The sequence below is a fragment of the Bradyrhizobium sp. CCBAU 53351 genome, from assembly GCF_015291745.1.
Lineage (GTDB): Bacteria > Pseudomonadota > Alphaproteobacteria > Rhizobiales > Xanthobacteraceae > Bradyrhizobium.
This window is the reverse complement of record NZ_CP030059.1, coordinates 3,344,583-3,370,695: the sequence shown is the minus strand read 5'-3', so window position 1 is coordinate 3,370,695 and position 26,113 is coordinate 3,344,583. Positions and strand designations below refer to the sequence as shown.

The following is a 26,113-nucleotide window of genomic DNA, read 5'->3' as shown; positions in this document are numbered from 1 at the left end:
ACGCTCACTCCGCTGCGGTCAGCATGTGCCCGGAGGCGAGGCGCGAGCATTCCGCCATCACGGCGGACGCACGCGCGATTGGGTTGGTCAAATAGAAGTCCTCGACCAGCGGCTTGAACGGCGCCTTCTCCGGCGAGCCGCCCTTCCCCGCCAGCTTCTTGATCTGGTCGGCCGAGCCAGCCTCGATCTGGTCGAGACGGATCAAATGCGGCACGGCCTTGAAGATCGCCTGGCGCAGCTGCGCCAGCGAGTCGTAGCCGAGCTTCTTGCCGAGCGCCTCGGACAGCGCGCGGACGATCGCCCAGTCCTCGCGGGCTTCGCCCGGCGGGAACGCGGCGCGGCCCGTCATCTGCACGCGACCTTCGGTGTTGACGTAGATCGCGGACTTCTCGGTATAGGCGGCCGCCGGCAGGATCACGTCGGCGCGGTGCGCGCCGCGGTCACCATGGGTGCCGATATAGACGACGAAGGTGCCATCCGGCGCGTTGATCTCGTCGGCCCCCAGCAGGAACAAGAGGTCGAGCGTGCCGAACGTCGTCATCTGCGCGGCATTGAGGCCGCCGCCCGTTGCGGAGAAGCCGATGTCGAGCGCACCGACGCGGGAGGCGCTCTCGTGCAGCACGCCAAAGCCGTTCCAGCCGTCCTTGAGCGCGCCGACATCGAGCGCGAGCTTGGCGCTAGCTGCGAGGATGGCCGCGCCGTCGTGACGGGCGGCCGCGCCCGCGCCGACCAGGATGATCGGATTCTTGGCGTTCTTCAGCACGTCCATGAAGGAGTGCTTGCCGGCCGCGAGCTCACCGAGCGTCTCGGTGCCCGCGCCGAGGTGATCGTAATCGTAGGTCAGATCGGGCTTGGCACCGATCACGCCGACCTTGAAGCCGCCGGCACGCCAGCGCTTGCGGATGCGCGCGTTGAACACGGCCGCTTCTTTCCGCGGGTTCGCGCCGATGATGAGCAGCGCATCCGCCTGCTCGACGCCCGCCAGCGTCGGGTTGAAGATGTAGGAGCCGCGGCCGAGCGCGGGGTCGAAGGCGTCGCCGCCCTGCACCGCCAGATTGCCAGAACCGAACTTGGCGAGCAGATCCTTCAGCGCGAACATTTCCTCGACACCGGCGAGATCGCCGGCGATCGCGCCGATGCGCTTGCCGTCGGTACGCGCCGCCTTGGCGGCGATCGCGGCAAAGGCCTCCGTCCAGCTCGCCGCGCGCAGCTTGCCGGCCTCACGGACATAGGGCCGGTCGAGCCGCTGGGTGCGCAGGCCGTCGACGACGTGGCGGGTCTTGTCCGAGATCCATTCCTCGTTCACGGCCTCGTTGATGCGCGGCAGCACGCGCATCACCTCACGGCCGCGGGTGTCGACGCGGATCGCCGAGCCCACGCCGTCCATGACGTCGATCGACTGCGTCTTGCCGAGCTCCCAGGGGCGTGCCGCGAAAGCATAGGGCTTCGAGGTCAGCGCGCCGACCGGGCAGATGTCGACGAGATTGCCCTGCAATTCCGAGGTCAGCGCGTGCTCGAGATAGGTCGTGATCTCCATGTCCTCGCCGCGCCCCGTGGCGCCCATCTCCGGGGCGCCTGCGACTTCCGCCGAGAAGCGGACGCAGCGCGTGCACTGGATGCAGCGGTTCATCGAGGTCTTGACCAGCGCGCCGAGATATTTGTCCTCGACGGCGCGCTTGTTCTCGGCGAAGCGGCTGGTGTCGACACCATAGCCCATCGCCTGGTCCTGCAGATCGCACTCACCGCCCTGGTCGCAGATCGGGCAGTCCAGCGGATGGTTGATCAGAAGGAATTCCATCACGCCTTCGCGCGCCTTCTTCACCATCGGCGAACGCGTGGAGATTTCCGGCGGCTCACCCTTGGGCCCCGGACGGCAGTCGCGCACGCCCCAGGCGCAGCTCGCGACCGGCTTCGGGCCGCCCTTCACCTCGACGAGGCACATCCGGCAATTGCCGGCGATCGACAGCCGCTCGTGATAGCAGAAGCGCGGAATCTCGGCGCCGGCCGCCTCGCACGCCTGAAGCAGCGTGTATTCGGCGGGGACATCGATCTCTTTGCCGTCGATGATGAGCTTGGTCATGTCTCTTACTCCGCCGCGACCATGTTCACGGGATCGCGGACGCCGATATCGTCAATGTCTGCCCTGTGCGAATACTGGTCGATGCGCGCTTCGATCTCGTGACGGAAATGCGCGATCAGGCCCTGGATCGGCCATGCGGCTGCGTCGCCGAGCGCGCAGATGGTGTGGCCTTCGACCTGTTTGGTGACTTCGAGCAGCATGTCGATCTCGCGCTTGTGGGCGCGGCCCTCGGCCATGCGGGTGAGCACGCGCCACATCCAGCCCGTGCCCTCGCGGCACGGCGTGCACTGGCCGCAGCTCTCATGCTTGTAGAAATAGGAGATACGGGCGATGGCGCGGATCAGGTCGGTCGACTTGTCCATCACGATCACGGCCGCAGTGCCGAGACCCGAGCGCAGCTTGCTCAAGGAGTCGAAATCCATGGGCGTGTCGATGATCTGCTCGGCCGGCACCATGCGCACCGACGAGCCGCCGGGGATCACGGCCTTGAGATTGTCCCAGCCGCCGCGGATGCCGCCGCAATGCTTGTCGATCAGCTCGCGGAACGGGATGCCCATGGCCTCTTCGACGTTGCAGGGCCGCTCGACATGGCCGGAGATGCAGAACAGCTTGGTGCCGACATTGTTCGGACGGCCGATGCCGGCGAACCAGGCGGCGCCACGGCGCAGGATGTCGGGCGCAACCGCGATGGACTCGACGTTGTTGACGGTGGTCGGGCAGCCGAACAGGCCGACATTGGCCGGGAACGGCGGCTTCAGCCGCGGCTGGCCCTTCTTGCCTTCGAGGCTTTCGAGCAGCGCGGTTTCCTCGCCGCAGATATAGGCGCCGGCGCCGTGCGCCACGTAGATGTCGAACGGCCAGCCGTTGACGTTGTCCTTGCCGACCAGCTTGGCCTCATAGGCCTGGTCGATCGCGGCCTGCAGATGCTCGCGCTCCCGGATGAACTCGCCGCGGACATAGATGTAGCAGGCATGCGCGTTCATCGCGCAGCTCGCGATCAGGCAGCCTTCGATCAGGAGATGCGGATCGTGCCGCATGATCTCGCGATCCTTGCAGGTGCCGGGCTCGGATTCGTCGGCATTGACGACGAGATAGCTCGGACGGCCGTCGGTCGATTCCTTCGGCATGAAGGACCATTTCAGACCGGTCGGGAAGCCGGCGCCGCCGCGGCCGCGCAGGCCCGACGCCTTCATCTCGTTGATGATCCAGTCGCGGCCCTTGTCGATGATGTTCTTCGTGCCATCCCAGGCACCGCGGCGCCGCGCACCCTCGAGCCCCCAGTCGTGGAGGCCGTAGAGGTTCTTGAAGATGCGGTCCTTGTCCTCGAGCATATCAGTGCTTTCCGATCAACGAATGGTCTGCTTGTAGGCAAGTCCGGCGGCGCAGACGGCAAAGGTCAGCGCCCAGAGCAGACTGGATTCCAGCGACGCGTTCAGGCTGAAACGCTGCAGCAGGAAAATGAAGGCGGCCGCAACCGCCGCATGCATCGCGATGAAGCCCCACTTCTTCACGGCACCGCTCCCCTGCATGGCCTGCGACGAGAGATCACGCATCAGGTGATCTCCTTCAGCGTGGTCGGCCCGGTGATCGGCGCCGAGAACTGGCGGCCGTTCTGCGGACCGGGCTTGGGCGGATTGCCCGAAGCGAAGCCGTCGAGCACCTTGCCGAAGCTTTCCTTGGTCAGGTCCTCATAGGTGTCCTTGCCGATCAGCACCATCGGCGCGTTCACGCAGGCGCCCAGGCACTCCACCTCTTCCCAGCTGAAATTGCCGTCCTTGGACAGATGGAAGGGCTCGTGATGGATGCGGTGCTCGCAGACGTGGATCAGATCCTCGGCGCCGCGCAGCCGGCACGGCGTGGTGCCGCAGACCTGGACGTGCGCCTTCTTGCCGACCGGGGCGAGCTGGAACATCGTGTAGAAGGTCGCAACCTCCAGCACGCGGATATAGGGCATGTCGAGCATGTCGGCGATGACGCGGATCGCGGCTTCCGAGACCCAGCCGTCGTGCTGCTCCTGCGCACGCCAGAGAATGGCGATGACCGCGGAGGCCTGACGTCCCGCCGGATATTTCGCGATCTGCTGCTTGGCGAACGCGAGGTTCTCCTCCGTGAACGCGAAGCTCGCGGGCTGGACTTCCTTCGGTGCTAATCGACGAACGGACATCTCTTCAATCTCTCACTGCATGCGGCGCGCGGTTTTGGCATTCAGGGCTTCGATCCTGTCCTGCCAGAATGCGCTTGCGGTGCCGAAAACGTTGTAGCCGACGTGGGTCGAGACCTTGATGCGGTCGAGGATCGACAGTTCGGTCACGGTCTCCATCCGGTTGCTGCGCGGATCGAACACGATCAGCTTCAGCGGGGTCTGTTCGAGGATGAAGCGCGACACGGAGTGATTGCGGTCGCTGCCGTGCTCCTCGCACATGATGACGCTGTCGGCCTGGAGCAGCCGTGCGCCGCCCTTGATCGCCTCGATCTCGACGCCCTCGACGTCGAGCTTGATCAGGTACTTGCCGCTGGCAGGAACCTTGCCGTCGTCGATGAGGTTGTCGAGCGAGATGACCGGCACCTCCTCGCCGCCCGCCGACGGATTGCCCGCGATGCTGAAGGCCTCGTGCTTTGTGCCCGACAGCCGCGCGGTGCCACGGACGGCGCCGATCGCGCATTTCATGGTGTCGAAGCGATTGCCGTTGACGCGCGCGTTGTTGACGAGCTTCGGGTAGTTCTGCCCCGACGGCTCGATCGCGATCGCCTTGTGCGAGCCGAACGGCTTGCTCGAGACCAGCACCGACCAGTAGCCGTAGTTCGCGCCGCAATCGAGCAAGGTGTAGTCGACGTCGATGGAGTCGGCGAACAAGAGCTCGAGTTCGTCCTCGTAATTGTAGGAACGGTTGAGCAGCTTGCTCCAATAGCCGTCGCCATAGGGGAATTCGAACACGGCGTCGGGATTGAGCCTGATCGCGATGTTGCGCTCGGGCAGCGTCTTCCGCAGCAGATTCGCGCAGGCGATGTAGCCCATATGCGAGAAGTGCGAGGAGATCTTCGATCCCGTCACCAGCGCCAAGGCAGCCGTCCGCTCCCACAGGTTGGCCCCTTCCAGGGCCCCCGAGGCGCGGTCAAACTGGATTGGCGCCTGCTGCCCCATCACCGATCGACCTCTCCGAACACGATGTCGAGCGAGCCGAGGATCGCCGAGACGTCGGCGAGCAGATGGCCGCGGCAGATGTGGTCCATGGCCTGCAGATGCGCAAAGCCCGGCGCGCGGATCTTGCACTTGTACGGCTTGTTGGTGCCGTCGGAGATCAGATAGACGCCGAACTCGCCCTTCGGCGCCTCGACCGCGGCGTAGACCTCGCCGGCCGGCACGTGGACGCCTTCAGTGTAGAGCTTGAAGTGGTGGATCAGCGCTTCCATCGAGCGCTTCATCTCGCCACGGCGCGGCGGCGCGACCTTGTTGTCTTCGACGACAACCGGCCCCTTGCCTTCAGGCGCGTTCAGCTTCTGGATGCACTGCTTCATGATGCGCACGGACTGGCGCATCTCTTCCATGCGGATCAGATAGCGGTCGTAGCAGTCGCCGTTCTTGCCGATCGGAATGTCGAAATCCATCTCGGCGTAGCACTCGTAGGGCTGCGACTTGCGCAAATCCCAGGCTGCGCCCGAGCCGCGCACCATCACGCCCGAGAAGCCCCACTCCCAGGCCTCCTTCAGCGGCACCACGCCGATGTCGACGTTGCGCTGCTTGAAGATGCGGTTGGCGGTGAGCAGCCGGTCGAGATCGTCCACGACTTTCAGGAACGGATCGCACCAGGCCTCGATGTCGTCGACCAGCTTCTGCGGCAGATCCTGATGCACGCCGCCGACGCGGAAGTAAGCCGCGTGCATACGGCTGCCCGAGGCGCGCTCGTAGAACACCATCAGCTTCTCGCGCTCTTCGAAGCCCCACAGCGGCGGGGTCAGCGCGCCGACGTCCATCGCCTGCGTGGTGACGTTGAGAAGATGAGACAGGATGCGGCCGATCTCGCAATAGAGCACGCGGATCAGCTGGCCGCGGCGCGGCACCTCGATGCCGAGCAGCTTCTCGGCGGCGAGGCAGAAGGCGTGCTCCTGGTTCATCGGCGCGACGTAGTCGAGCCGGTCGAAATACGGGATCGCCTGCAGATAGGTCTTCTGCTCGATCAGCTTCTCGGTGCCGCGATGCAAGAGACCGATGTGCGGATCGACGCGCGCGACGACTTCGCCGTCAAGCTCCAGCACCAGGCGCAACACGCCGTGCGCCGCCGGATGCTGCGGTCCGAAATTGATGGTGAAATTGCGAAGCTGTTCGGGTTGCTCGTTCATGATCAGACCTTCGGCCCCGCTTTTTCATCCCCCGGGAGGACCGGATAGTCCGCGCCTTCCCATGGCGAGAGGAAATCGAACTTGCGGAATTCCTGGTTCAGACGCACGGGCTCGTACACCACCCGCTTCTCCTGGTCGTCGTAGCGGACCTCGACGAAACCGGTGGTCGGAAAGTCCTTGCGCAGCGGATGACCCTCGAAGCCGTAATCGGTGAGGATGCGGCGCATGTCGGGATGGCCGACGAAGAACACGCCGTAGAGGTCGTAGGCCTCGCGCTCGAACCAGTCGGCGCCGGGGAAGATTTCGATCAGCGACGGCACCTGCGTGGTCTCGTCGGCCTGGGCCTTGAGGCGGATGCGCGCGTTCAAGGTCGGTGACAGGAAGTGATAGATCACGTCGAAGCGCTTTTCGCGCGACGGATAGTCGGCGGCCGTGATGTCGGTGAAGTTGACGAAGCGGCAGTTCGGATCGTCGCGGAGGTACTTGACCACCTCGACGATCTTGCTGGCCTCGACATCAACCGTCAGCTGGTTGAAGGCCACCGAATGACCGGTGGCGGCGCCCGGAAGCGCGCTAACGATCGTCTGCCCCAGGGCGTCGAGCTTGGCGTCGTCCATGACGTAAAACCTTAGCGTTCGATGGTGCCGGTGCGCCGGATCTTCTTCTGCAGCAGCAGCACGCCGTAGAGCAGCGCTTCCGCCGTGGGCGGGCAGCCCGGCACGTAGATGTCGATCGGAACGATGCGGTCGCAGCCGCGCACGACCGAGTAGGAATAGTGATAATAGCCGCCGCCATTGGCGCAGGAGCCCATCGAGATGACGTAGCGCGGCTCGGGCATCTGGTCGTAGACCTTGCGCAGCGCCGGCGCCATCTTGTTGGTCAGCGTACCCGCGACGATCATCACGTCGGACTGGCGCGGCGAGGCACGCGGCGCGAAACCGAAGCGCTCGACGTCGTAGCGCGGCATCGACACCTGCATCATCTCGACCGCGCAGCAGGCGAGACCGAAGGTCATCCACATCAGCGAGCCGGTGCGAGCCCAGGTGATGAGGTCGTCGGTCGCGGCTACGAAGAAGCCCTTGTCGGACAGCTCGGAGTTGACCTCGAGGAAGAACGGATCATTGGCCCCGACCGGCCTGCCGGTCGAGGGATCCAGGATGCCCTTGGCGGCCGGCGCGACGACCGGACCCGCGGACGATGCAGGGTTCAATCCCATTCGAGTGCTCCCTTCTTCCATTCATAGGCGAACCCGACCGTCAGCACGGCGAGAAACACCACCATGGACCAGAAGCCGGTCGCGCCAAGCTTGCCGAACGCCACCGCCCACGGAAACAGGAACGCCACCTCGAGGTCGAAGATGATGAAGAGGATGGCGACCAGGTAGAAGCGGACGTCGAACTTCATGCGCGCGTCGTCGAAGGCGTTGAAACCGCATTCATACGCCGACAGCTTTTCCGGATCCGGCTGCTGGAACGCCACGATGAAGGGCGCGATCAGCAGCACGAGGCCGATAAGGCCCGCGACACCTATGAAGACGACGAGTGGAAGATAGTTCTGCAGAATGCCGCTCATTGGCGAGCCCTTTTTCCCGCAGCCTCGGGACAGCCACGGATTCGTCCGATTTGGAATTGTTCTGAGCCTTAGCGCAGTGCACCAATGGGCGCAAGACACGCTCTTTTCAGGCCCTTTGCCGCCCCCAGCACGGTGAAAATCCCGGAATCACCCCGCGCTGGTATGGAGCAGATCGGCAGGGCCAGCAAGGGCGGCCGCCGGTTTTCAAAGGACAGCGGTCCGGAGATTGCGGCGCACGGGCTGCGGCAGCGATTTGCCATGGATCGCCCGAGAAAAACGCCGGGTTTTCGGGTGCGGCGGCGCACCCAACCGGGGATAAGGCCGACCTCAGGAACCCCGACTGTCACCCCGTCGACATAGTGGCTGGCCGTCTGCGGCAGCAACGACGCCCGGGAGCCGGTGATTGTCGCAGCCGTGAGCCACGTTGGGTTGCAGCAAGTCACCTATCCACAGGCGCAAGTGATCAGACGAGCCATGCATCAGGGCAGGATCGGTCCTGCCTCCGGCGAGAACCACATCGTCTGCGTTATAGTGCAGTACGGCCGACCGCGAGCGCGGCGGCGACTTGCTGGGTCGTTGCACGCGCCGCGCTCGCATGAGCTTCCGGCCGGGGGGCATTGCCTGGAGCTCATCGATCTCCCCAACGGAAGATCCGCGGTCGTCCGGTCGGCAGGGCAGGAGGAGGACGCGATCAGGCAGGCACGAGACTGCCCTTCCCTGTCCTCACCCTCCCTTCACCATTTGTAGGAAACGCTGGCGGTGACCCGCCGGCGGTCGCCGTAGAAGCAGGACGTGGCCGACGCGCAGCTCGCGACGTAGATCTTGTCGGTCAGGTTGATGACGTTGAAGGCGGTACGCCAGTTCTGCCATTCGTAGTGGAGCGCGAGGTCGCCGAGCACCACTGCAGGGACCTCGAGGGTGTTGGCCGTATCGGCCCACGACGAGCCGATGTAGCGGACGCCGCCGCCGAAGCCGAAGCCCTCGAGCGGTCCGTCCTTGAAGGTGTAGTCCGCCCAGCCGGAGACCAGCAGCTCGGGCGTGTTGGTCGGTGTCTTGCCGACCAGGGACGGATCGAGATCCCGGCTGTTGAACAGATGATAGGCCGTGAAGGCGCCGACCAGCTTCAGCTCCTTCGTGGGGTTCGCAACAGCCTCGAGCTCGATGCCCCGCGACGTGACCTCACCGGTCTGGTTCTGCAGGACAGGAACACTGCCCGGCAGCGTCGTCGCGACATTCTGACGGACCAGGTCGAAGGCCGAGACCGTGAAATAGCCGTCGAACCCCTTTGGTGCGACCTTCACACCGATCTCGGCCTGTTTGCCCGCCTCCGGCAGGAACAATTTGTTCTGCGCGTTGAGTCCGATGATCGGATTGTAGCTGGTCGAGTAGGAGACGTAGGGCGCAATGCCGTTGTCGAAATTGTAGATCAGTCCCGCGCGACCGCTGAACCTGCTGTCGTTGCGGCTGTCGACACTGGCGCCCGTGTCGCGGGCGTCCTGCGTCGTCTCGACCCAATCATTCCGCCCGCTCAGGACCAGCGTGAAATCGCCGAGCTTCATCTGGTCCTGGAGATAGGTGCCGGCCTGCTTCTGCGTAATCAGGAAGTTGCGGAACGGCGTGGTCGGCAGCGGCGTTTCGGCTCCGCCGTAGACGGGATTGAAGATGCTGATCGAGGGCACGCCGAACCCGAAGGCCTGGTAATCGTCGATCTGATAGCCCTTCAGATCGACACCGAAAAGCATGGTGTGCCTCACCGGGCCGGTGTTGAAGCGATATTCGAGCTGGTTGTCGAGATCGGCCTGATTGGCCGTGTTCTTCGCATACCAATTGTAGCGATTGAATGTGGCGGTCGCCTGATTGGCATCGTTGCCGACATAGCCGCGATAGGTCAGGTCGATATGCGCAAACCGCGCGTTCTGCCGGAACGTGAGGTCATCGGTGAGATGGCGCTCGAACTGGTAGCCGAGCATCTCCTGCTCGCGCGTGAACTTGTCGACGCTGGGATCGCCGCCGAAGAAGCTGGTCGGAATCCTGCCATAGGAGGCATTCGTCACCGTACCGACATAGGGCAGGAAGTTGATGCCGCGGGTGTCCTGCTTCGAAGCCGAGGCCAGCACCGTGAACGTTGTGTCGGCATCCGGCTTCCAGGTCACAGACGGTGCGATGAAGTAGTTGTTGTCGGCCGTGAAGTTGACCTGCGTCGGGCCGTTCTGCACCTGGCCGACGACGCGGTAGAACAGCTTGCCATCCTGAGGCTGCGTCGCGACCGGCCCACCGAAATCGAACCCGACATAGGCATTGCCGAAATTGTTGACGCCGGTCTCGACGTAGCGGATCGGATCGGCCGGCGGCATCTTGCTGATGACGTTGACGATGCCGCTCGGGCTCGATCCGCCATAGAGCACCGCCGACGGACCGCGCAGCACCTCGACGCGCTCCATGTTGGACGGCTGGAGCTTCCAGCTCGCATAAGACGTGTAGAACAGCTGCATGCCGTCAAGGAACAGCCCGACATCGTCGGACTTGAAGCCACGGATCAGCCACCAGTCGTTGCGCGTATCCGCGCCAAAGGTCCCGGCCCGCACACCGGCGGTGTAGCGCAGCACCTCGTCGAGCTTGTTCGGCTTCTGGTCGCGGATCTGCTCCGCGCCGATGACCGACACCGATTGCGGTGTCTCGATGATCGGCGTGTTGGTCTTGGTGCCGGACGAGCTGCGGCCGGCGGCGTAGCCGTTCACCGGACCGCGCGGCGTCTCGACGAAGCCGACATCGCGCTGCGGCTGGGGCTTGTTCCTGTTGGCGGCCTGCACCGAGGAGCGCGGCACGCGGCGCTGGGGAGTTGCGGCCGCGCGGCGGCGGGCCTCCGGCGCGGTGACGGTCACCGCCGGCAGGCTCGTTGCGCCACTCTGCGCGGAAGATTGTGCAAGCGATGCCTGCGGCATCAAAACCAAAGCGGACGCGGTCGCCAACACGGCCGACCGCAGCATTCCCAGACTGTTCAACGCGCCACCCCAAACTGCATGTTCGATGCGTGATGCCGCCTGTCCCCGGACGGCATGCGCTTCGACGTGACGCTTATGGGAGCGCGCGAAAATCCCCTAATTGAAAAGGTCTTAGAAGGACTCTTAGAAGCGATCCAGGAAGTCCGGAGATGGCCGCGAAAATCAGCGCGCGCTCTTCTCGCTCTCGAGCATCTCGGCGGCGATCGCCGTGAGCTGGTCGACCTGCGCCAGCAGCGTGTTGAACTCGGCTTCGCTCAGTTGCTCGAGCAAGCGGCGGTTACGTTCCTGCGCGCCTTCGACGATCGCATCATGCGCGGCGAGACCCGCAGGGGTGAGCGAGATCAGCACCTCGCGGCTGTCTTTTGGATTTGCGGTCTTCGCGATCAGCTTGCGCGAGAGCAGATTGGCGAGCGCACGGCTGATCTGTCCCTTGTCCTGGCCGACGGCCTCGGCGAGCCGCGCCACGCTCATCGGCGGCCGGCGGCCGAGCGAGGCGACGAGACCGAACTCGACCGAGGACAATCCGGTGAGGCGCTTGTAGCGCAGGATCGCGCCGCGCTTGAGCAGATTGGCAAGCACCATCAGTCGCGACGACAGCATCACGGTGATCGGGGCCGACGGTTCGCTCTCGTCCAATGCGGGCGACGTCGCCCCGCCCCTGCCTTCGGTCTGACTCATGACCCACCTCTGCCAAGAAAGCCGAGACCTGCCAAGCGCCGGTCGGCTCATCAAATGCCTCTAAGAGGCATTTAGAAGATCGTTGACATTGTCATCGAACTATTTTTCACTCCAGGCAGGGCGCAAGAATGCGCACGGCCCCATGGGCCGGAGCGGGAGGACCAGCATGACCATCACTCAGCGGGATCGCGATCTCGGCACGGCCTATGCGATGAAGCCGGCGCACAGCCGCACCGAGCTGACCTCGGTCGTGCGCGGCACGCCGATGGGCGAGCTGCTGCGCCGCTACTGGCACCCGGTCGGACTGATCAGCGATGCCACCGACACGCCGAAAAAGGTGCGCACGCTGGGCGAGGATCTGGTGCTGTTTCGCGACAAGCACGGGCGCGCCGGGCTCTTGCACGCCCGCTGCTGTCACCGCGGCACCACGCTCTATTACGGCAAGGTCGAGGAGGACGGCATCCGCTGCTGCTATCACGGCTGGAAATTCGATACCGAAGGCCATTGCCTGGAGCAGCCCTGCGAGCCCGATGGCGCTCCGTACAAGGACAAGGTACGCCAGCCCTGGTATCCGGTCGAGGAGCGCTACGGCCTGATCTTCGCCTATATGGGGCCGGCCGAGAAACGTCCCGTGCTGCCGGCTTACGAATGTCTCGAGCAGATGGACGATGGCGAGTTCGTCGAGGCCGACGATTCCTCGATCGGCGGCGGCGGCCCCGCCATCATCCCCTGCAACTGGCTGCAGCATTTCGAGAACGTGGTCGATCCCTATCATGTCCCGGTGCTGCACGGCTCGTTCTCGGGGCCGCAATTCACCAACATGATGGCCTCGATCCCGGAGGTGAAGTTCGACAAGACGCCGCGCGGCATCGCCGTGCGCTCGATCCGCAAGCAGGACGACGGCAAGGTTTTCTATCGCGTCACCGAAGCCGCGCTGCCGACCTTGCGCGTGGTGCCGAACCCGCGCGTCGCGCAGTTCGCCCGCGTCGAATCGATCGGCTGGGTGCTTCCGATCGATGACACCTCGTTCCGGATCTATGTCGCCGGCCGCGTCAAGAACTCCGGCGACATCAGCCGCATGCGCTCGAAGTTCAACGGCAAGTTCTGGTGGGACATGACCGAGCAAGAGCACCAGCAATTTCCGGGCGACTACGAGGCCCAGGTCGGCCAGGGCGAGGTCACCGTTCATTCGGAAGAGCATTTCGGCCAGAGCGACCGCGGCATCCTCATGATCCGGCGCATGCTGTGCGACCAGCTCGAAGCGATGGAAGCCGGCCGCGATCCGATCGGCGTCTCGTTCGATCAAAGCGCGCCGCCGGTCGCATTCGAAGCGGGGAACTACATCCGCGAAGGCTGAGCAACCGGCTCAAGACAAGAGCTGGATCGACAACGATAACAAAGACAAATTGGTGGACGCGATGGTCGATGTGACATCACAGATGTCGGTGCAAACGGCTGCTGCGGCCACGCCCTCGCCGCGGCGCTATTACGTGCTGGGCCTGCTCACCATCATCTATGCGCTGAACTTCCTCGACCGCACGATCTTCAACGTCCTGATCGAGCCGATCAAGAAGGAGTTCCAGCTCAGCGACACCATGATGGGCCTGCTCGCCGGCTTCGGCTTCGCGCTGTTCTATTCCCTGCTCGGCATTCCCATCGCGCGCGTCGCCGACCGGCTCAACCGGCGCAACATCGTGGCTGTCGCCTTTGCGTTCTGGAGCGCGATGACGGCGCTGTGCGGCGCGGCCACCAGCCTGACGTCGCTGGCGCTGGCGCGCATCGGCGTCGGCATCGGCGAGTCCGCCGGCTCCCCCGCCTCGCAGTCGATCGTCGCCGATCTCTTTGCCAAGAACGAGCGTCCGCGCGCGCTCGGCATCTACGCCATCGGCACCTATCTCGGTGTCTTCCTCGGCTATTTCGTCGGCGGCTACGTCAACCAGCACTATGGCTGGCGGATGGCGTTCTATGTCGCCGGCCTGCCCGGCATCCTGCTCGCATTGGTCCTGTGGCTGACGATCTCCGAGCCGAAGCGCGGGGCGATGCAGGAAAGCTTCGTGCCCGAGCCGCTGGGGCCGACGCTGCGCTTCCTCGCCTCGCAGCGCAGCTTCATCATCGTGTTGATCGGCTTCTGCCTGACCACCTACACGAACTATGCGACCGCGGCCTGGATCCCGCCATTCCTCGCACGCGTGCACCATCTGTCGAGCGCCGAGATCGGCACCTATGCCGGCACCTTCAAGGGGCTCGCCGGCATGGCCGGCACCCTGCTCGGCGGCTTCGTGGTCGCCCAAATCAGCCGGCGCGACGATCGCTGGAAGCTGTGGGCGCCCGCGGTCACCTCCGGCCTGGCCGGCCCGGTGTTCGCGCTGAGCATGCTGACGCAGAACTTTGCGATGATGGTGGCCATGCTGGCGCTGACCTCGTTCCTGGTCGGCTTCCATCTCGGGCCGATCTTCGCGATCGCGCAGACCGTGGCCAAGCCCAGCATGCGGGCACTCGCCTCCGCGCTGATCGCGCTCACCGCCACCTGCTTCGGCCAGGGCGTCGGCCCGCTCGCGGTCGGCATGGTCAACGATGCCTTGAAGGGCAGCTATGGCGCCGAGGCCGTGCGCTATTCCCTGCTCTCCGCGGCGGTCACGACCACGCTCGGCGCCCTGCTCTTCATCTGGGCGGCGCGGTCGATCCGGGCCGATATCGAGAGGGCGGCGGCCTGAGACCTTATCCACCGCAAGCCTGGCGAACGCATTAATGAAACCATTTTGCGGAACCCGCGAAACCATCCGGAAACAGACGGTCTTTAAGACAGGAGCCATAGACGGCGGCAAAGCCCGTCGGGAGGCTCAGATGAACCACTCAATTCACTCTGCTGATCGTGCGACCCACCTGAAGATCGTGGTGGTGGCGCTGGTGGCCGGCATCATGGTGGCCGGCTTCGGGATCGCAGCCCGTACCAATGCCGATTATAGCCAGACCGCTCAGTCCACCCACGTGATCAAAGCCGGCAAGCCGGTGGTGGTGACGAGCGCCGGGACCTCGGAGATTCGCTGATACGCCCTCTTCCGGGCTGACCCATGGCCGCCTTCGGGCGGCCTTTTTCGTTTTCCAGAGCAATGCTTAAGCGGAGATGCACCGGCGAAGCGCAACGTCCTTGACTTCACCCAGCCCCGCCTTTAATTCCCCCCTCGTTCCGCGCGCATCGAGCGAACCACGCGGGAGTAGCTCAGTTGGTTAGAGCGCCGGCCTGTCACGCCGGAGGTCGCGGGTTCGAGCCCCGTCTCTCGCGCCATTTTGGCAATCCCTTCATAGTGTTACCTCAAACCTTTCGCCCCCTTTCGCGGCTTTGCCCGCAAAGGCCGGGAACCTCTGGCCATAGTCAGCCCGTGCCCGAATCGTCTACGCCTTCCAGGACTTAGAGGGATCCCCATACGTTTTCCGGTTTTTCCGGGGCTTCCCTGTCATTGAGGAGGCCAGTCATGGCTAAGAAGGATTTGGCTAAGAAGGATTTGGCTAAGAAGGATTCGGCGAAAAAGGCCGCCGCTCCCGCCACCATCACGCTCAAGCATCTCGCCGCCGATATCGCCGAGAGCCAGGACCTGTCGAAAAAGCACGCCGAGGCGGTCCTGACCGACATGGTCGATTTGATCGCCAAGCACCTGAAGAAGGGCGACCGCGTCCGCATCGTCGGGCTCGGCATCCTCCAGGTCCGCAAGCGCGCCGCCCGCACCGGGCGCAATCCCGCCACCGGCGAGCCGATCCACATCAAGGCCAGCAAGAAGGTCACCTTCCGCCCCGTGAAGGAACTGAAAGAGGCGATCTGAGGCAACGTTTCGTTAGGCCTGATCTCATCTCGTTCCGGCCGCAACGCGGCCCGCTTTCTGGTATACCGCCTCTCTTCCCCTGACCCGGCGGTTTGACCAGAAATGTCCTCCCTCACCTTTTCGCATACCGTGACCGAGCGCTTCCTGCGCTACGTCACCATCGACACCCAGTCCGATCCGGCCTCCCCGCGCTCGCCCTCGACCGAGAAGCAGAAGGAGCTCGGCCGCGTCCTCGCGGCCGAGCTCAAGGCCATGGGCGTCGCCGACGCGCATCTGGACGAATACGGCTACGTCTATGGAACGATCCCGGCGAACACCGACAAGAAGGTGCCGGTGATCTGCTTCTGCTCGCACATGGACACCTCGCCCGACGTGACCGGCAAGGACGTGAAGCCGCAAGTTCTGAAGAACTATCGCGGCGGCGACATCGCCCTGCCGGGCGACACCAGCCAGGTGATCCGCTTCACGGAACATCCGGCGCTGAAGAACCAGATCGGCAACGACATCATCACCACCGACGGCACGACGCTCTTGGGCGCCGACAACAAGGCCGGGGTCGCCGAGATCATGGATGCCGCGCAGTTCTTCATCAACAATCCCGACGTCAAGCACGGCACCATCAAGATCCTGTTCACGCCGGACGAGGAGATCGGCCGCGGCGTCGACAATGTCGACCTGAAGAAGCTGGGGGCCGATTTCGCCTACACCATGGACGGTGAAAGCGCCGGCTGCGTCGAGGACGAGACTTTCTCGGCCGACGGCGCCACCATCACCATATCAGGCGTCAGCGCTCATCCCGGCTATGCCAAGGGCAAGATGGAGCACGCGATCAAGATCGCGGCTGCCATCGTCGAGCGGCTGCCCAAAGAAGGCTGCTCGCCGGAGACCACTTCGGGCAAGCAGGGCTTTCTGCATCCGATCGGCATCGAGGGTGCGCTGGAGCAGGCGACGCTGTCCTTCATCGTCCGCGACTTCACCGAGGAAGGGCTGAAGGAGAAAGAGGATCTGCTCGAGACCATCGTCAAGGACGTGATGAAGGACTATCCGCGCTCGACCTACAAGCTCGAAGTCCGCGAGCAATACCGCAACATGAAGCAGGTGATCGACCGTCACCCGCACGTACTCGAATACGCCATCGAGGCGATCCGCCGTGCCGGCCTGCGCCCGATGCGCACCGCGATCCGTGGCGGCACCGACGGCTCGCGCCTGTCATTCATGGGCCTGCCCTGCCCCAACATCTTTGCCGGGGAGCACGCCTTTCACTCCCGGCTGGAATGGGTCAGCCGGCAGGACATGGAAAAGGCGGTGCAGACCATCGTCCATCTGGCGATGATCTGGGAAGAGAAGGCCTGACGTGTCTTACAGGCGCGCATATGGCCGGGCTTGCGCCCGGCCATATGTTTAGAATTTATGGCACCGGCATCGCGCGCGGATTGCGATGGAAGCGGTTCGAGCTCGCCATCCAGTTCGGCAATGGCTCACCGTCGCGGTGTCGTCCGCCGGCCACCGCCGCAGCCCACGCCACCGCGGCGCCGATCAGGGTCGCGGCTGCGACCGAGAACGCCACGATGATCGAGTTGCGCCGCGCACGGTTGATGGCGGTCTTTGAATCCGCAATCAGCGCATCGACGCGCCGTTCGGCGTCGGGGGCCTGCAGCCCCGTCAGACCAGCAACCTGCTGCACCAGATAGGTCCGGTCATCGGTGCTGACGCCGCTGTGGCTGGACGACGTCATCAGAATGCGTCCGGCCTCAGCACGCGCTTCCCTCAGATCGATGTTCGGCGCGCGGCGAGGTGCGCGGAACAGCCTGTCCAGCTCATAGCTTAGCAGAGGCTCGGCTGCGGACGTATTGCTGGCTGAGCTGCGCATCGGCGAACGGTCGATCGCGGCAGCGCCCAGCAGCGCGAGCAGAGCCGCGCCGGCCAGCACGGCCAAGGCCCAGGCGGTCAGCCCGTGCAGGCCGTCCCGCCGCTCGCCGTCATCTTCGATCGTCGCCAGCGCGGGCGCCGGTCGCGTCGTCCGTCCGGCGATGTAGCCGCCGAAGCCGAAGCTGATGATCGCCTGGATGATCAGGTACAGCCCGGACAGCAGCGCCAGCGCCGCCGAGGCATCGCGCCAGGTCGGCGAGGCCGAGCTGACTCCGAGGCCAACCGCGACGCCAAAGCCGATTAGGATGAACGACATTGCGCCAGCGGCGAGAGCGCCTGCGAACACCGAGCTCCACTGGATGGCCCGGCGTCCATCGGCGGCCGTCACGCCGCCCTCCATCATGTCTTCCCGTACGAGCGTTTCCATTGTCGTCCTCTCAGCGCAGGCCGAAGAACGACAGCACCGCCATGATCACGACGATCAAGCCGATCAGGTAAATCAGTCCGTCCATAGTCCCATCCTCCTCAACACGTTTCTGCTCGCTAATCAGAAGACAGGAGGAACGTTCCTAAATTCGGCATCCGTTGCGGAACGAACCGGCCGGATGCGCGTTGATTGTTCGAGTCCGAAGGATGAGATTGTGAGCACAAGGCCTCAGCCGGTCAGTTGCCGGCTGGGGCCTTCGCGTTTGCGATGGGGCAATCTCTCCCCTCGCCCGTCTTATGAAGCCATCAAATGGCTGGAGCGGGCGATGGAGAGCAGTCGCGCCACCTTAACCGTAAAGGCCGACCATGGCAGACACGTTGCCGAACCGATCCGCACTGCCATCATTGAAACCACTGCCTCGCACCGACGCATTATCGCCCGCCAGTGAGTGATCGCGCCGGCCGCGCTGCTGCGGCAATTGTTCCCCGGACGTAACAATGTTGCGGGTCGACACTGTTCCTGCCGCCATGCTAGGCCGAACATCGACCGCAACCAGAAGTGACGTCGTGCCTGCGAACCGCCAGCTTTCCGGAACATGCCGTCCGCGCAATTGGCGCGGGCTGCTGTCTGTGCTGATCGCGGTCATCTATCTGCTCGCGGGCGCGCTGCACGGATCGCACGATATCGACGTCACCACGCCCGGCGGTGGCTCGGAGATCGCCGCCGTCGTCGACGGCACCACGGGCCATGGCGATCACAAGGCCATCGGCGGGCATCATTGCCATGGCTGCTTCTCGCTGACGGTCACGCAGCCGGCGCCATCGGCCGTGTCGGTCGCGCCGGTGCCGGCAACGCACCCGCAACATGCCTCCCGGCTCGCCGGAATCATCACCGATACCGACTCTCCCCCTCCCAAGCATATTGCCTGAACGGATTGGTCGGGCGTTCCGCGCCCATTAGGTTCATCCTTCACAGGTCGATTTCATGTTTCGCAGGGGAATGGCCGCGCGCCTGGCGTGCGCGGCGGCGTGTCTGATTGCAGGATCGGCGCTTGCACCGTCGCACGCCCAGACTTTGACGATGCGAAGCGCGCTGTCGCGCGCGCTGGCCGCGAGCCCGCGCCTGACGGCGGCGGAACGCGATGTCGGCATCGCCACGGGCCAGCGTATCCAGGCCGGCGCGCTGCTCAATCCGGAACTGACCTACGAGCAGGACGATTCATTCGGCTCCGGCAAATATCGCGGGACGCGATCGGCCGAGACCACCCTCCAGATCAGCCAGGCCTTCGAGCTGTTCGGCAAGCGCGACGCGCGGATCGCGGCCGGAGCGGCCGGTGTCGAAGTCGCCGCGATCCAGCGCAAGGCCGTCAGGCTGGAGGTGCTGTCGGAGACCGCGATCGCCTTCCTCAGTGTGCTCGGCGCGCAGCGCCGCATCCAGATCCTCGATGAGCAGATCACCGCCATCGACCGCCTGACGCCGCTCTTGCGCCGCCGCGTCGAGGCCGGCGCCTCCTCCCCGGCCGAGACCGGCCGCGCCGAGGTCGCCTCCGCCCTGGTGAAGGCCGACCGCGAACGCTTCAAGGCGACCCTGGCGAGCGCCCGGCGCGAGCTGGCCGTGCTGATGGGCGATCCGTCCGCGAAATTCGGCGAGGTCTCCGGCCGGCTCGACACCATGGGCAAGCCGCCGACGTTCCAGTCCGTCGTCGCCGCCATCGACGCCAATCCGCAGCTGGTGCGCTGGACCGCGGTCTTTGCCCAGCGCAATGCCGAGCTGCTGCTGGCGCGGCTCAAGCCCTATCCGGACGTGCGGATCGCGGCCGGCTGGCGCCATTTCAACGAGACCAATGACGACGCGGCGCGCCTCACCGTCTCGGTGCCGATCCCCGTGTTCGACCAGAACCAGGGCAATATCCTCTCGGCGCAGGAAAGCCTCGCCAAGACCAAAGCCGAGCGCGATGCCAACCGCAACACGCTGATTGTGATTGCCGGCCGCGCCTACGACTCCCTGCAGGGATCGCTGCGCGAGCTCGCGGTGCTGCGTGAGACCGCGATCCCCAAGGCCGTCGAGGCGTCCGAGGCCATCTCGCAAGGCTACGGCCAGGGCCGCTTCACTCTGCTCGAGGTGCTCGATGCCCAGGCCAGCGTCACCCAGGCGCGGTTGCGCGAGCAGGAGGCCCTGCAGAATTTCCATGCCGGCGTTGCGACCATCGAAGGCCTCGTCGGCAATCCCTTCACGCTGGCGCGGGAGAGCGCACGATGAAGAATTCCTCCACCATTCTCGTGGCCATCATTGCCGCCGCGCTCGGTGCTTACGGCACCTCCCTGCTGGCGCCGGACAGGCCTGCGCACAGCGAGCATTCCGAGCATTCCGAACCGAAGAAGCCGAACGACCATGTCGAGCAGGACGAGCACGGCGCCGACCGCATCCGCATCTCCGACGTCAAGCTGGCAGCCGCGGGCGTGGTGCTGGCGGAGGCTGCGAGCGCCACGCTGACCGACACGCTCGCCTTCAACGGCATTCTGCGCGCCAACCAGGAGGCCGTGGTGCAGGTGACGCCGCGCTTTCCGGGCCTTGCCAAATCGATCCAGAAGCGCATCGGCGACAAGGTCGCCAAGGACGATCTGTTGGCCGCGATCGAGAGCAACCAGAGCCTCACGGTCTACGAGCTGAAGGCGCCCATTGCCGGCACCATCATCGAGCGGCAGATCTCGCTCGGCGAATACGCCTCCGAACAGAAGCCGGCCTTCGTCGTCGCCGATCTCTCCACCATCTGGGTCGATCTGTCGATCTATCGGCAGGATCTCAGGCGCGTGCGCCTCAACGACGAGGTGCTGATCGATCCCGACGACGGCCGCGGCGAGATCAAGGGCACCATCTCCTACATGGCGCCGATCGGCTCGAGCGAGACCCAGACCGCATTGGCGCGTGTGGTGCTGCAAAATCCGGACGGGCGGCTGCGGCCCGGCCTGTTCGTCACCGCGCGGTTGATCCTCGCCGCCCGCAACGTCGCGGTCGCCGTGCGCCGAAGCGCGATCCAGACGCTGGAGAACCGGACCATCGTGTTCGTCCGCGAGGACGGCGACAAGATCGAGGCGCGCCCGGTGGAGCTTGGCGATTCCGATCCGCGCCATGTCGAGATCAAGGCAGGTCTTTCCGCCGGCGAGCATTACGTCGCCGAGAACAGCTTTGTCGTGAAGGCGGAGATGGGTAAGGGCGAGGCCGAGCATGATTGAGCGCCTCATCGCCGTCTCGCTTGCCCAGCGCTGGCTGGTCCTCCTGCTCGCGCTTGGCGCCATTGCCTTCGGAGCCTGGAACTTCCAGCGCCTGCCGATCGATGCGGTGCCTGACATCACCAACATCCAGGTCCAGATCAACACCCGCGCGCCCGGCTATTCGCCGCTGGAGACCGAGCAGCGCATCACCTTCCCGGTCGAAACCGCGATGGGCGGCCTGCCGAAACTCGACTACAGCCGCTCGCTGTCCCGCTACGGCCTCAGCCAGGTAACGGTCGTCTTCAAGGACGGCACTGACATCTTTTTCGCCCGCCAGCTGGTCGGCGAACGCATCCAGCAGGTGAAGGACCAGCTCCCTGCCGGCGTCGAGGTCGCGATGGGCCCGGTCTCGACCGGGCTCGGCGAGATCTTCATGTACACCGTCGAGGCCAAGGCGGGCGCGAAGACGCAGAGCGGCCACGACTATTCGCTGACCGATCTGCGCACCGTGCAGGACTGGATCATCAAGCCGCAGCTTCGCAACGTTCCCGGCGTGATCGAGATCAACACCATCGGCGGCTTCGAGCGGCAATTCCACGTGCTCCCCGATCCCGGCAAGCTGATGGCCTACCGCCTCGGCTTCCGCGACGTGATGACGGCGCTCGCCGCCAACAACGCCAATGTCGGCGCCGGCTATATCGAGCGCAACGGCGAGCAATATCTCGTCCGCTCGCCGGGCCAGGTCGGCAATCTCAGTGAAATCCGGGACGTCGTGATCGGCTCGCGCGGCGGCAATCCCGTCAGGATCAGGGACGTCGCTGTAGTCACCGAGGGTCGCGATTTGCGCACGGGCGCTGCGACATACGATGGCGAGGAGACCGTGCTCGGAACCGCCATGCTGCTGATCGGCGAAAACAGCCGCACCGTGGCGCGCCGCGTCGCGGCCCGGCTCGAGGACATCGCCAAATCGCTGCCCGAAGGCGTCGTGACGCGGACCGTCTACGACCGCACGGACCTCGTCGAAGCCACCATCCGTACCGTCAAGAACAACCTGCTGGAAGGCGCGGCCCTGGTGGTGGCCGTGCTGTTCCTGATCCTCGGCAACATCCGCGCGGCGCTGGTGGTGGCCTGCGTCATTCCGCTGTCCATGGCGATGACCATCACCGGCATGGTCGAGACAAAAGTCAGCGCGAACCTGATGAGCCTGGGCGCGATCGATTTCGGCATCATCGTCGACGGCGCGGTGATCATCGTCGAGAATTGCCTGCGCATGCTGGCGGCGGCGCAACGCGAGAAAGGCGGCCTGCTCACGACAAACGAGCGGCTGCGCGCGATCCTGCGCGGCTCGCGCGAGGTGATCAAGCCGAGCCTGTTCGGCACGCTGATCATCGCGGTGGTCTATCTGCCCGTGCTGACGCTGACCGGCGTCGAGGGCAAGATGTTCACGCCGATGGCGCTGACCGTGCTGATGGCGCTCGGCGCTGCCGTGCTGTTCTCCATTACCTTCGTGCCGGCCGCCGTCGCCATCTTCGTCACCGGCAAAGTGTCCGAGCACGAAAACCTGTTCATGCGGATGGCGAAGCGCGCCTATCTGCCGCTGCTCCGTTTTGCCATCGACAACCGGGGCGCGGTGGCCATCATGGCGGTCCTCATCGTGATCGCAAGCGGCGTTGCCGCCGCACGGATGGGCGGCGAATTCATTCCGAGCCTGGACGAAGGCGACGTCGCCCTGGCCTCGATCCGGATTCCCGGCACCAGCCTCACGCAATCGCTCGATCTGCAGAAGGCGCTGGAAAAGCGCATCATGCAGGTCCCGGAGGTCAAGGAGTTCTTCACCCGCATCGGCACTGCCGAGATCGCGACCGACCCAATGTCGCCGGCGCAGACCGACGGCTACATCATGCTGAAGCCGCGCAGCGAATGGCCCGATCCGCACAAGCCGAAATCGGAGGTGATCGAGGCCATCGACAAGGCCGCCGACGACATTCCCGGCAGCGCCTACGAACTCTCCCAGCCGATCCAGTTTCGCGTCAACGAGCTGATCTCGGGTGTGCGTAGCGATGTCGGCGTCAAGGTCTTCGGCGATGACCTCGACATCCTGCAAGGCGCCGCCAAGCAGGTCGAGGCCGCGATCCGCGGCATCCGCGGCGCCAGCGACGTCAAGATCGAGCAGGTCGCGGGGCTCCCGATCCTCACCGTCCGCCTCGACCGTCAGGCGCTCGCCCGCTACGGCCTCAGTGTCGCCGAGGTGCAAGGCATCGTCGAGATCGCCGTCGGCGGCAAGTCGGCCGGAAAGCTGTTCGAGGGCGACCGCCGCTTCGATATCGTGGTGCGCCTGCCGGAGCACCTGCGCGGCAATCTCGAGGCTATCAGGGCGATTCCGATCCCGCTGCCGCCCGGCGAGGACGCCGCCACTGGCACGCCGATCCGGACGGCCCTGCCCGCCTCGCCTCTCGCCCAGATGCGTTATGTGCCGCTGTCGTCGGTCGCCACCGTCGATGCGACGCCCGGTCCCAACCAGATCAGCCGCGAGAACGGCAAGCGGCGCATCGTCGTCACCGCCAATGTCCGCGCGCGCGACCTCGGCTCCTTCGTGGCCGAGGCCGAGGCCGCGGTGGCCGAGAAGGTCAAGCTGCCGCCGGGCTATTGGATCGGTTGGGGCGGCCAGTTCGAGCAGCTGGTCTCGGCGACCAAGCGGCTGACCATCGTGGTGCCGGTGGTACTGCTGCTGGTGTTCCTGCTGCTGTTCATGGGCATGGGATCGACGGCGGATGCGGCGCTGGTGTTCTCCGGCGTGCCGCTGGCGCTGACCGGCGGCGTCGCGGCGCTGCTGCTGCGCGGCATTCCGCTCTCCATCAGCGCAGGCGTCGGCTTCATCGCGCTGTCGGGCGTCGCCGTGCTCAACGGCCTCGTCATCATCGCCTTCATCGAGCGGCTGCGCAGCGAGGGGCGCCCCCTCGTGGAGGCCGTGCGCGAGGGCGCGCTGACGCGGCTGCGCCCAGTGCTGATGACGGCGCTGGTCGCCTCGCTCGGCTTCGTGCCGATGGCGCTTGCCACCGGCGCGGGCGCCGAGGTGCAGCGGCCGCTGGCGACCGTGGTGATCGGCGGCATCATCTCCTCGACGGTGCTGACATTGCTGGTGCTGCCGGCGCTCTACGTGCTGTTCCGTCGTGACGGGACGAGCGAAACGCCTACAATGGCGCCTGATTTGGCGACTTCCGGGGAGCGCTAGAATTGGGCGGCCACGACCATCACGGTCATCATCACCATGATCATGCCGGCCATTCGCATGATCATGGCCACGACCATGGTCATGGGCACGGCCACGCACATGTCCATGCCCCCGCCAATTTCGGCAAGGCGTTCGCGGTCGGCATCACGCTCAACACCGCGCTGGTCGTGGCCGAGGCAATTTACGGCTATCTCGGCAACTCCACCGCCCTACTTGCCGATGCCGGCCATAATTTGTCCGACGTGCTCGGCCTGGTCGTGGCCTGGGGCGCCTCGATCGCGGCGCAGCGCGCGCCGAGCGGCCGCTTCACCTACGGTTTTCGCGCCTCCACCATCCTGGCGGCGCTGGCCAACGCGGTGTTCCTGCTGGTCGCGACCGGTGCCATCGGCTGGGAGGCGATCCTGCGCCTGCGCCAGCCGGAGCCGGTCGCAGGCGTCACCGTGATGGTGGTCGCCGGCATCGGCATCCTCATCAACGGCTTCACCGCGATGCTGTTCGCGCGCGGGCGCAAGGACGACATCAATATCGAGGGCGCCTGTCTGCACATGGCTGCTGACGCCGCGGTATCGCTCGGCGTCGTCGTCTCGGCCGCGCTGATCATCTGGACCGGCTGGCTCTGGCTCGATCCCGTCACCAGCCTCGTCATCTGCTTAACCATCCTCTGGAGCACCACCAGCCTCTTGCGCGGCTCCATCGACATGTCGATGGCGGCCGCGCCCAAAGGGACGGACCTTGCCGCGATCAGGGCATTTTTGCTGGCGCGGCCCGGCGTATCCGCCATCCACGATCTCCACGTCTGGCCGATCTCCACCACCGAGACGGCGCTGACCTGCCACCTCGTGATGCCCGCCGGCACCGCCGACGCATTCCTGATGGAGACGGCGCAGCTCCTGAAGACATCCTTCCGCATCGGCCACACCACGCTCCAGATCGAGACGCATCCGGACAATGGCTGTGCACTGGCCCCCGATGATGTGGTGTGAGGGCCCGTTGCTGCACCAGCCTCGCGAAGCAGCCCTACCCCGCCTTCGCCGTCACGATCCAGATCGCACCCTGCAACGCCACGCTCTGCCCCTTCAGAAACGGCGTGAGCATGTCGCGGATTGAGGCTTTGGCCGCCGCGTAGGTTTCCGGCGGATGGCCCTGCAGCGCACGGCTGGCCGGGCCGATCTGGAGCGCGCCGTCCACCGCGGCATCGAGACCGCCGCCGATGGCGACGTCCATCGCAAGATTGTGCGGCTCCATCGCTACGGCGGTGAAGCCGGCTCCCTCGAGGATGCGCATCACGCGCTCCTCCGAGGCGAAGGCGAACGGACCCGGCTCCTCCGGCCCGACCGGCGGCATCTTGGGCACGTGTTTGTACACCGCCATCAGCGGCGCCATCATCCACGGATTCTCTTTCGGCTCGCGCCAGCACGCGAAGGTGAGCCGTCCTGACGGCTTCAGCGCACGGCGGAGATTGGTGAAGGACGCGACGGGATCGGCGAAGAACATCACGCCGAAGCGCGAGGCGAGCAGATCGAAGCTTGCCGGCTCGAACGGATGGACCGTCGCGTCCGCCAGCACGAAATCGAGCGGCAGGCCTTTTGGCGCGAACGCGCGCGCCTGGGACAGCATCGGCTCGGACACGTCGAGGCCGAGCGCAAAACCGTCGGGCGCCACCGCCTTCGCGAACGCAAACGTCGTCGCGCCGGAGCCGCAGCCGACGTCGAGAACACGCTCGCCGGGCTTCAACCTGGCGCGGTCGATCAGCACGTCGGCGATGGGGCCGAGCAGGCTCTCCTGGGCCGCGTGGCGATCCGCCCAGCGTTGTCCGCTCGGCCCGTTCCAATAGGCGATCTGATCGGCGTTCTGCTCGTGTCCGCTGGGTTGTTGCATCAAGCTC

General features: G+C 65.2%; 25 protein-coding genes and 1 tRNA gene. 12 read left to right on the top strand and 14 right to left on the bottom strand.

Annotated features, from left to right (window positions below; all coding sequences use genetic code 11):
* Positions 1 to 4: 4 nt before the first annotated feature.
* The 11 genes from nuoG to XH83_RS15730 form a co-directional block, all read right to left on the bottom strand.
* Positions 5 to 2,080, bottom strand: a complete 2,076-nt coding sequence (gene nuoG / locus XH83_RS15780) for an NADH-quinone oxidoreductase subunit NuoG (protein WP_194407845.1) — start codon at positions 2,078 to 2,080, stop codon at positions 5 to 7.
* Between the two features lie 5 nt (positions 2,081 to 2,085).
* Entirely contained in the window at positions 2,086 to 3,411 is a 1,326-nt protein-coding gene (gene nuoF, locus XH83_RS15775) for an NADH-quinone oxidoreductase subunit NuoF (RefSeq protein ID WP_028141460.1), read from the bottom strand.
* A 15-nt stretch (positions 3,412 to 3,426) separates the two neighbouring features.
* On the bottom strand, positions 3,427 to 3,633 hold the full coding sequence (locus XH83_RS15770) for a hypothetical protein (protein ID WP_194407844.1): 207 nt from the start codon (positions 3,631 to 3,633) through the stop codon (positions 3,427 to 3,429).
* Entirely contained in the window at positions 3,633 to 4,244 is a 612-nt protein-coding gene (gene nuoE / locus XH83_RS15765; protein WP_011087680.1) for an NADH-quinone oxidoreductase subunit NuoE, read from the bottom strand. Before nuoE ends, XH83_RS15770 begins: the two co-directional genes overlap by 1 nt.
* Positions 4,245 to 4,256: 12 nt before the next feature.
* Complete coding sequence (locus tag XH83_RS15760) at positions 4,257 to 5,222, bottom strand: FkbM family methyltransferase (RefSeq protein ID WP_194408283.1); 966 nt, start codon at positions 5,220 to 5,222, stop codon at positions 4,257 to 4,259.
* Positions 5,222 to 6,418 (bottom strand): NADH-quinone oxidoreductase subunit D, encoded by a 1,197-nt coding sequence (locus tag XH83_RS15755; RefSeq protein WP_194407843.1) that lies wholly within the window; start codon positions 6,416 to 6,418, stop codon positions 5,222 to 5,224. The genes XH83_RS15760 and XH83_RS15755 overlap by 1 nt, the downstream gene beginning before the upstream one ends.
* 2 nt (positions 6,419 to 6,420) lie before the next feature.
* Positions 6,421 to 7,035, bottom strand: coding sequence for an NADH-quinone oxidoreductase subunit C (locus tag XH83_RS15750; protein ID WP_194407842.1), 615 nt, complete (start codon positions 7,033 to 7,035; stop codon positions 6,421 to 6,423).
* An 11-nt stretch (positions 7,036 to 7,046) separates the two neighbouring features.
* Positions 7,047 to 7,634 (bottom strand): NADH-quinone oxidoreductase subunit B family protein, encoded by a 588-nt coding sequence (locus tag XH83_RS15745; protein WP_194407841.1) that lies wholly within the window; start codon positions 7,632 to 7,634, stop codon positions 7,047 to 7,049.
* Positions 7,625 to 7,990 carry an NADH-quinone oxidoreductase subunit A gene (locus XH83_RS15740; RefSeq protein ID WP_008136158.1) on the bottom strand — a complete coding sequence of 122 codons (366 nt, stop codon included), beginning with the start codon at positions 7,988 to 7,990 and terminating at the stop codon, positions 7,625 to 7,627. The genes XH83_RS15745 and XH83_RS15740 overlap by 10 nt, the downstream gene beginning before the upstream one ends.
* 734 nt (positions 7,991 to 8,724) lie before the next feature.
* Positions 8,725 to 10,977, bottom strand: a complete 2,253-nt coding sequence (locus XH83_RS15735; protein WP_194407840.1) for a TonB-dependent siderophore receptor — start codon at positions 10,975 to 10,977, stop codon at positions 8,725 to 8,727.
* Positions 10,978 to 11,154: 177 nt separating this feature from the next.
* Positions 11,155 to 11,670 carry a MarR family winged helix-turn-helix transcriptional regulator gene (locus tag XH83_RS15730; RefSeq protein ID WP_194407839.1) on the bottom strand — a complete coding sequence of 172 codons (516 nt, stop codon included), beginning with the start codon at positions 11,668 to 11,670 and terminating at the stop codon, positions 11,155 to 11,157.
* A 166-nt stretch (positions 11,671 to 11,836) separates the two neighbouring features.
* Here XH83_RS15730 and XH83_RS15725 point away from each other — a divergent pair, with 166 nt between their 5' ends.
* The 6 genes from XH83_RS15725 to pepT all read left to right on the top strand — a co-directional run bounded on the left by XH83_RS15725 (position 11,837) and on the right by pepT (position 16,841).
* Complete coding sequence (locus tag XH83_RS15725) at positions 11,837 to 13,027, top strand: aromatic ring-hydroxylating dioxygenase subunit alpha (protein WP_194407838.1); 1,191 nt, start codon at positions 11,837 to 11,839, stop codon at positions 13,025 to 13,027.
* A 61-nt stretch (positions 13,028 to 13,088) separates the two neighbouring features.
* Positions 13,089 to 14,384 (top strand): MFS transporter, encoded by a 1,296-nt coding sequence (locus tag XH83_RS15720; protein ID WP_194408282.1) that lies wholly within the window; start codon positions 13,089 to 13,091, stop codon positions 14,382 to 14,384.
* Between the two features lie 130 nt (positions 14,385 to 14,514).
* The gene (locus XH83_RS15715) at positions 14,515 to 14,718 is read left to right on the top strand and encodes a hypothetical protein (RefSeq protein ID WP_063194782.1); all 204 of its coding nucleotides are present in this window, start codon (positions 14,515 to 14,517) and stop codon (positions 14,716 to 14,718) included.
* A gap of 161 nt (positions 14,719 to 14,879) precedes the next feature.
* Positions 14,880 to 14,956: transfer RNA gene (locus XH83_RS15710), tRNA-Asp, on the top strand.
* Between the two features lie 187 nt (positions 14,957 to 15,143).
* Positions 15,144 to 15,488 carry an HU family DNA-binding protein gene (locus XH83_RS15705; RefSeq protein ID WP_194407837.1) on the top strand — a complete coding sequence of 115 codons (345 nt, stop codon included), beginning with the start codon at positions 15,144 to 15,146 and terminating at the stop codon, positions 15,486 to 15,488.
* 102 nt (positions 15,489 to 15,590) lie between these two features.
* Complete coding sequence (gene pepT, locus XH83_RS15700; protein ID WP_194407836.1) at positions 15,591 to 16,841, top strand: peptidase T; 1,251 nt, start codon at positions 15,591 to 15,593, stop codon at positions 16,839 to 16,841.
* A gap of 55 nt (positions 16,842 to 16,896) precedes the next feature.
* Here pepT and XH83_RS15695 read toward each other — a convergent pair whose 3' ends face one another.
* Positions 16,897 to 17,760, bottom strand: a complete 864-nt coding sequence (locus tag XH83_RS15695) for a hypothetical protein (RefSeq protein ID WP_246776478.1) — start codon at positions 17,758 to 17,760, stop codon at positions 16,897 to 16,899.
* Here XH83_RS15695 and XH83_RS39725 point away from each other — a divergent pair.
* Positions 17,759 to 18,232: a hypothetical protein gene (locus XH83_RS39725; RefSeq protein ID WP_246776477.1), complete on the top strand. Its 474-nt coding sequence runs from the start codon at positions 17,759 to 17,761 to the stop codon at positions 18,230 to 18,232. The genes XH83_RS15695 and XH83_RS39725 overlap by 2 nt on opposite strands.
* Here the strand turns inward: XH83_RS39725 and XH83_RS15690 are convergent.
* A complete protein-coding gene (locus XH83_RS15690) occupies positions 18,131 to 18,430 on the bottom strand; it encodes a hypothetical protein (RefSeq protein WP_194408516.1) in 300 nt (99 codons plus the stop codon). The two genes, XH83_RS39725 and XH83_RS15690, sit on opposite strands and share 102 nt — an antisense overlap.
* On the opposite strand from XH83_RS15690, the gene XH83_RS15685 reads away from it, so the two are divergent.
* The 5 genes from XH83_RS15685 to XH83_RS15665 are packed head-to-tail and all read left to right on the top strand — an operon-like array spanning position 18,351 to position 25,211.
* Positions 18,351 to 18,713: a hypothetical protein gene (locus tag XH83_RS15685; RefSeq protein WP_194408281.1), complete on the top strand. Its 363-nt coding sequence runs from the start codon at positions 18,351 to 18,353 to the stop codon at positions 18,711 to 18,713. The genes XH83_RS15690 and XH83_RS15685 overlap by 80 nt on opposite strands.
* 55 nt (positions 18,714 to 18,768) lie before the next feature.
* The gene (gene ihpA / locus XH83_RS15680; RefSeq protein WP_194407834.1) at positions 18,769 to 20,043 is read left to right on the top strand and encodes a divalent metal ion exporter subunit IhpA; all 1,275 of its coding nucleotides are present in this window, start codon (positions 18,769 to 18,771) and stop codon (positions 20,041 to 20,043) included.
* Complete coding sequence (gene ihpB, locus XH83_RS15675; protein WP_194407833.1) at positions 20,040 to 21,017, top strand: divalent metal ion exporter adaptor subunit IhpB; 978 nt, start codon at positions 20,040 to 20,042, stop codon at positions 21,015 to 21,017. Before ihpA ends, ihpB begins: the two co-directional genes overlap by 4 nt.
* Positions 21,010 to 24,228 carry an efflux RND transporter permease subunit gene (locus XH83_RS15670; RefSeq protein WP_194407832.1) on the top strand — a complete coding sequence of 1,073 codons (3,219 nt, stop codon included), beginning with the start codon at positions 21,010 to 21,012 and terminating at the stop codon, positions 24,226 to 24,228. Before ihpB ends, XH83_RS15670 begins: the two co-directional genes overlap by 8 nt.
* 2 nt (positions 24,229 to 24,230) lie before the next feature.
* Positions 24,231 to 25,211: a cation diffusion facilitator family transporter gene (locus XH83_RS15665; RefSeq protein ID WP_194407831.1), complete on the top strand. Its 981-nt coding sequence runs from the start codon at positions 24,231 to 24,233 to the stop codon at positions 25,209 to 25,211.
* A gap of 34 nt (positions 25,212 to 25,245) precedes the next feature.
* Here XH83_RS15665 and XH83_RS15660 read toward each other — a convergent pair whose 3' ends face one another.
* Entirely contained in the window at positions 25,246 to 26,106 is an 861-nt protein-coding gene (locus tag XH83_RS15660; RefSeq protein WP_194407830.1) for a class I SAM-dependent methyltransferase, read from the bottom strand.
* Positions 26,107 to 26,113: the final 7 nt, after the last annotated feature.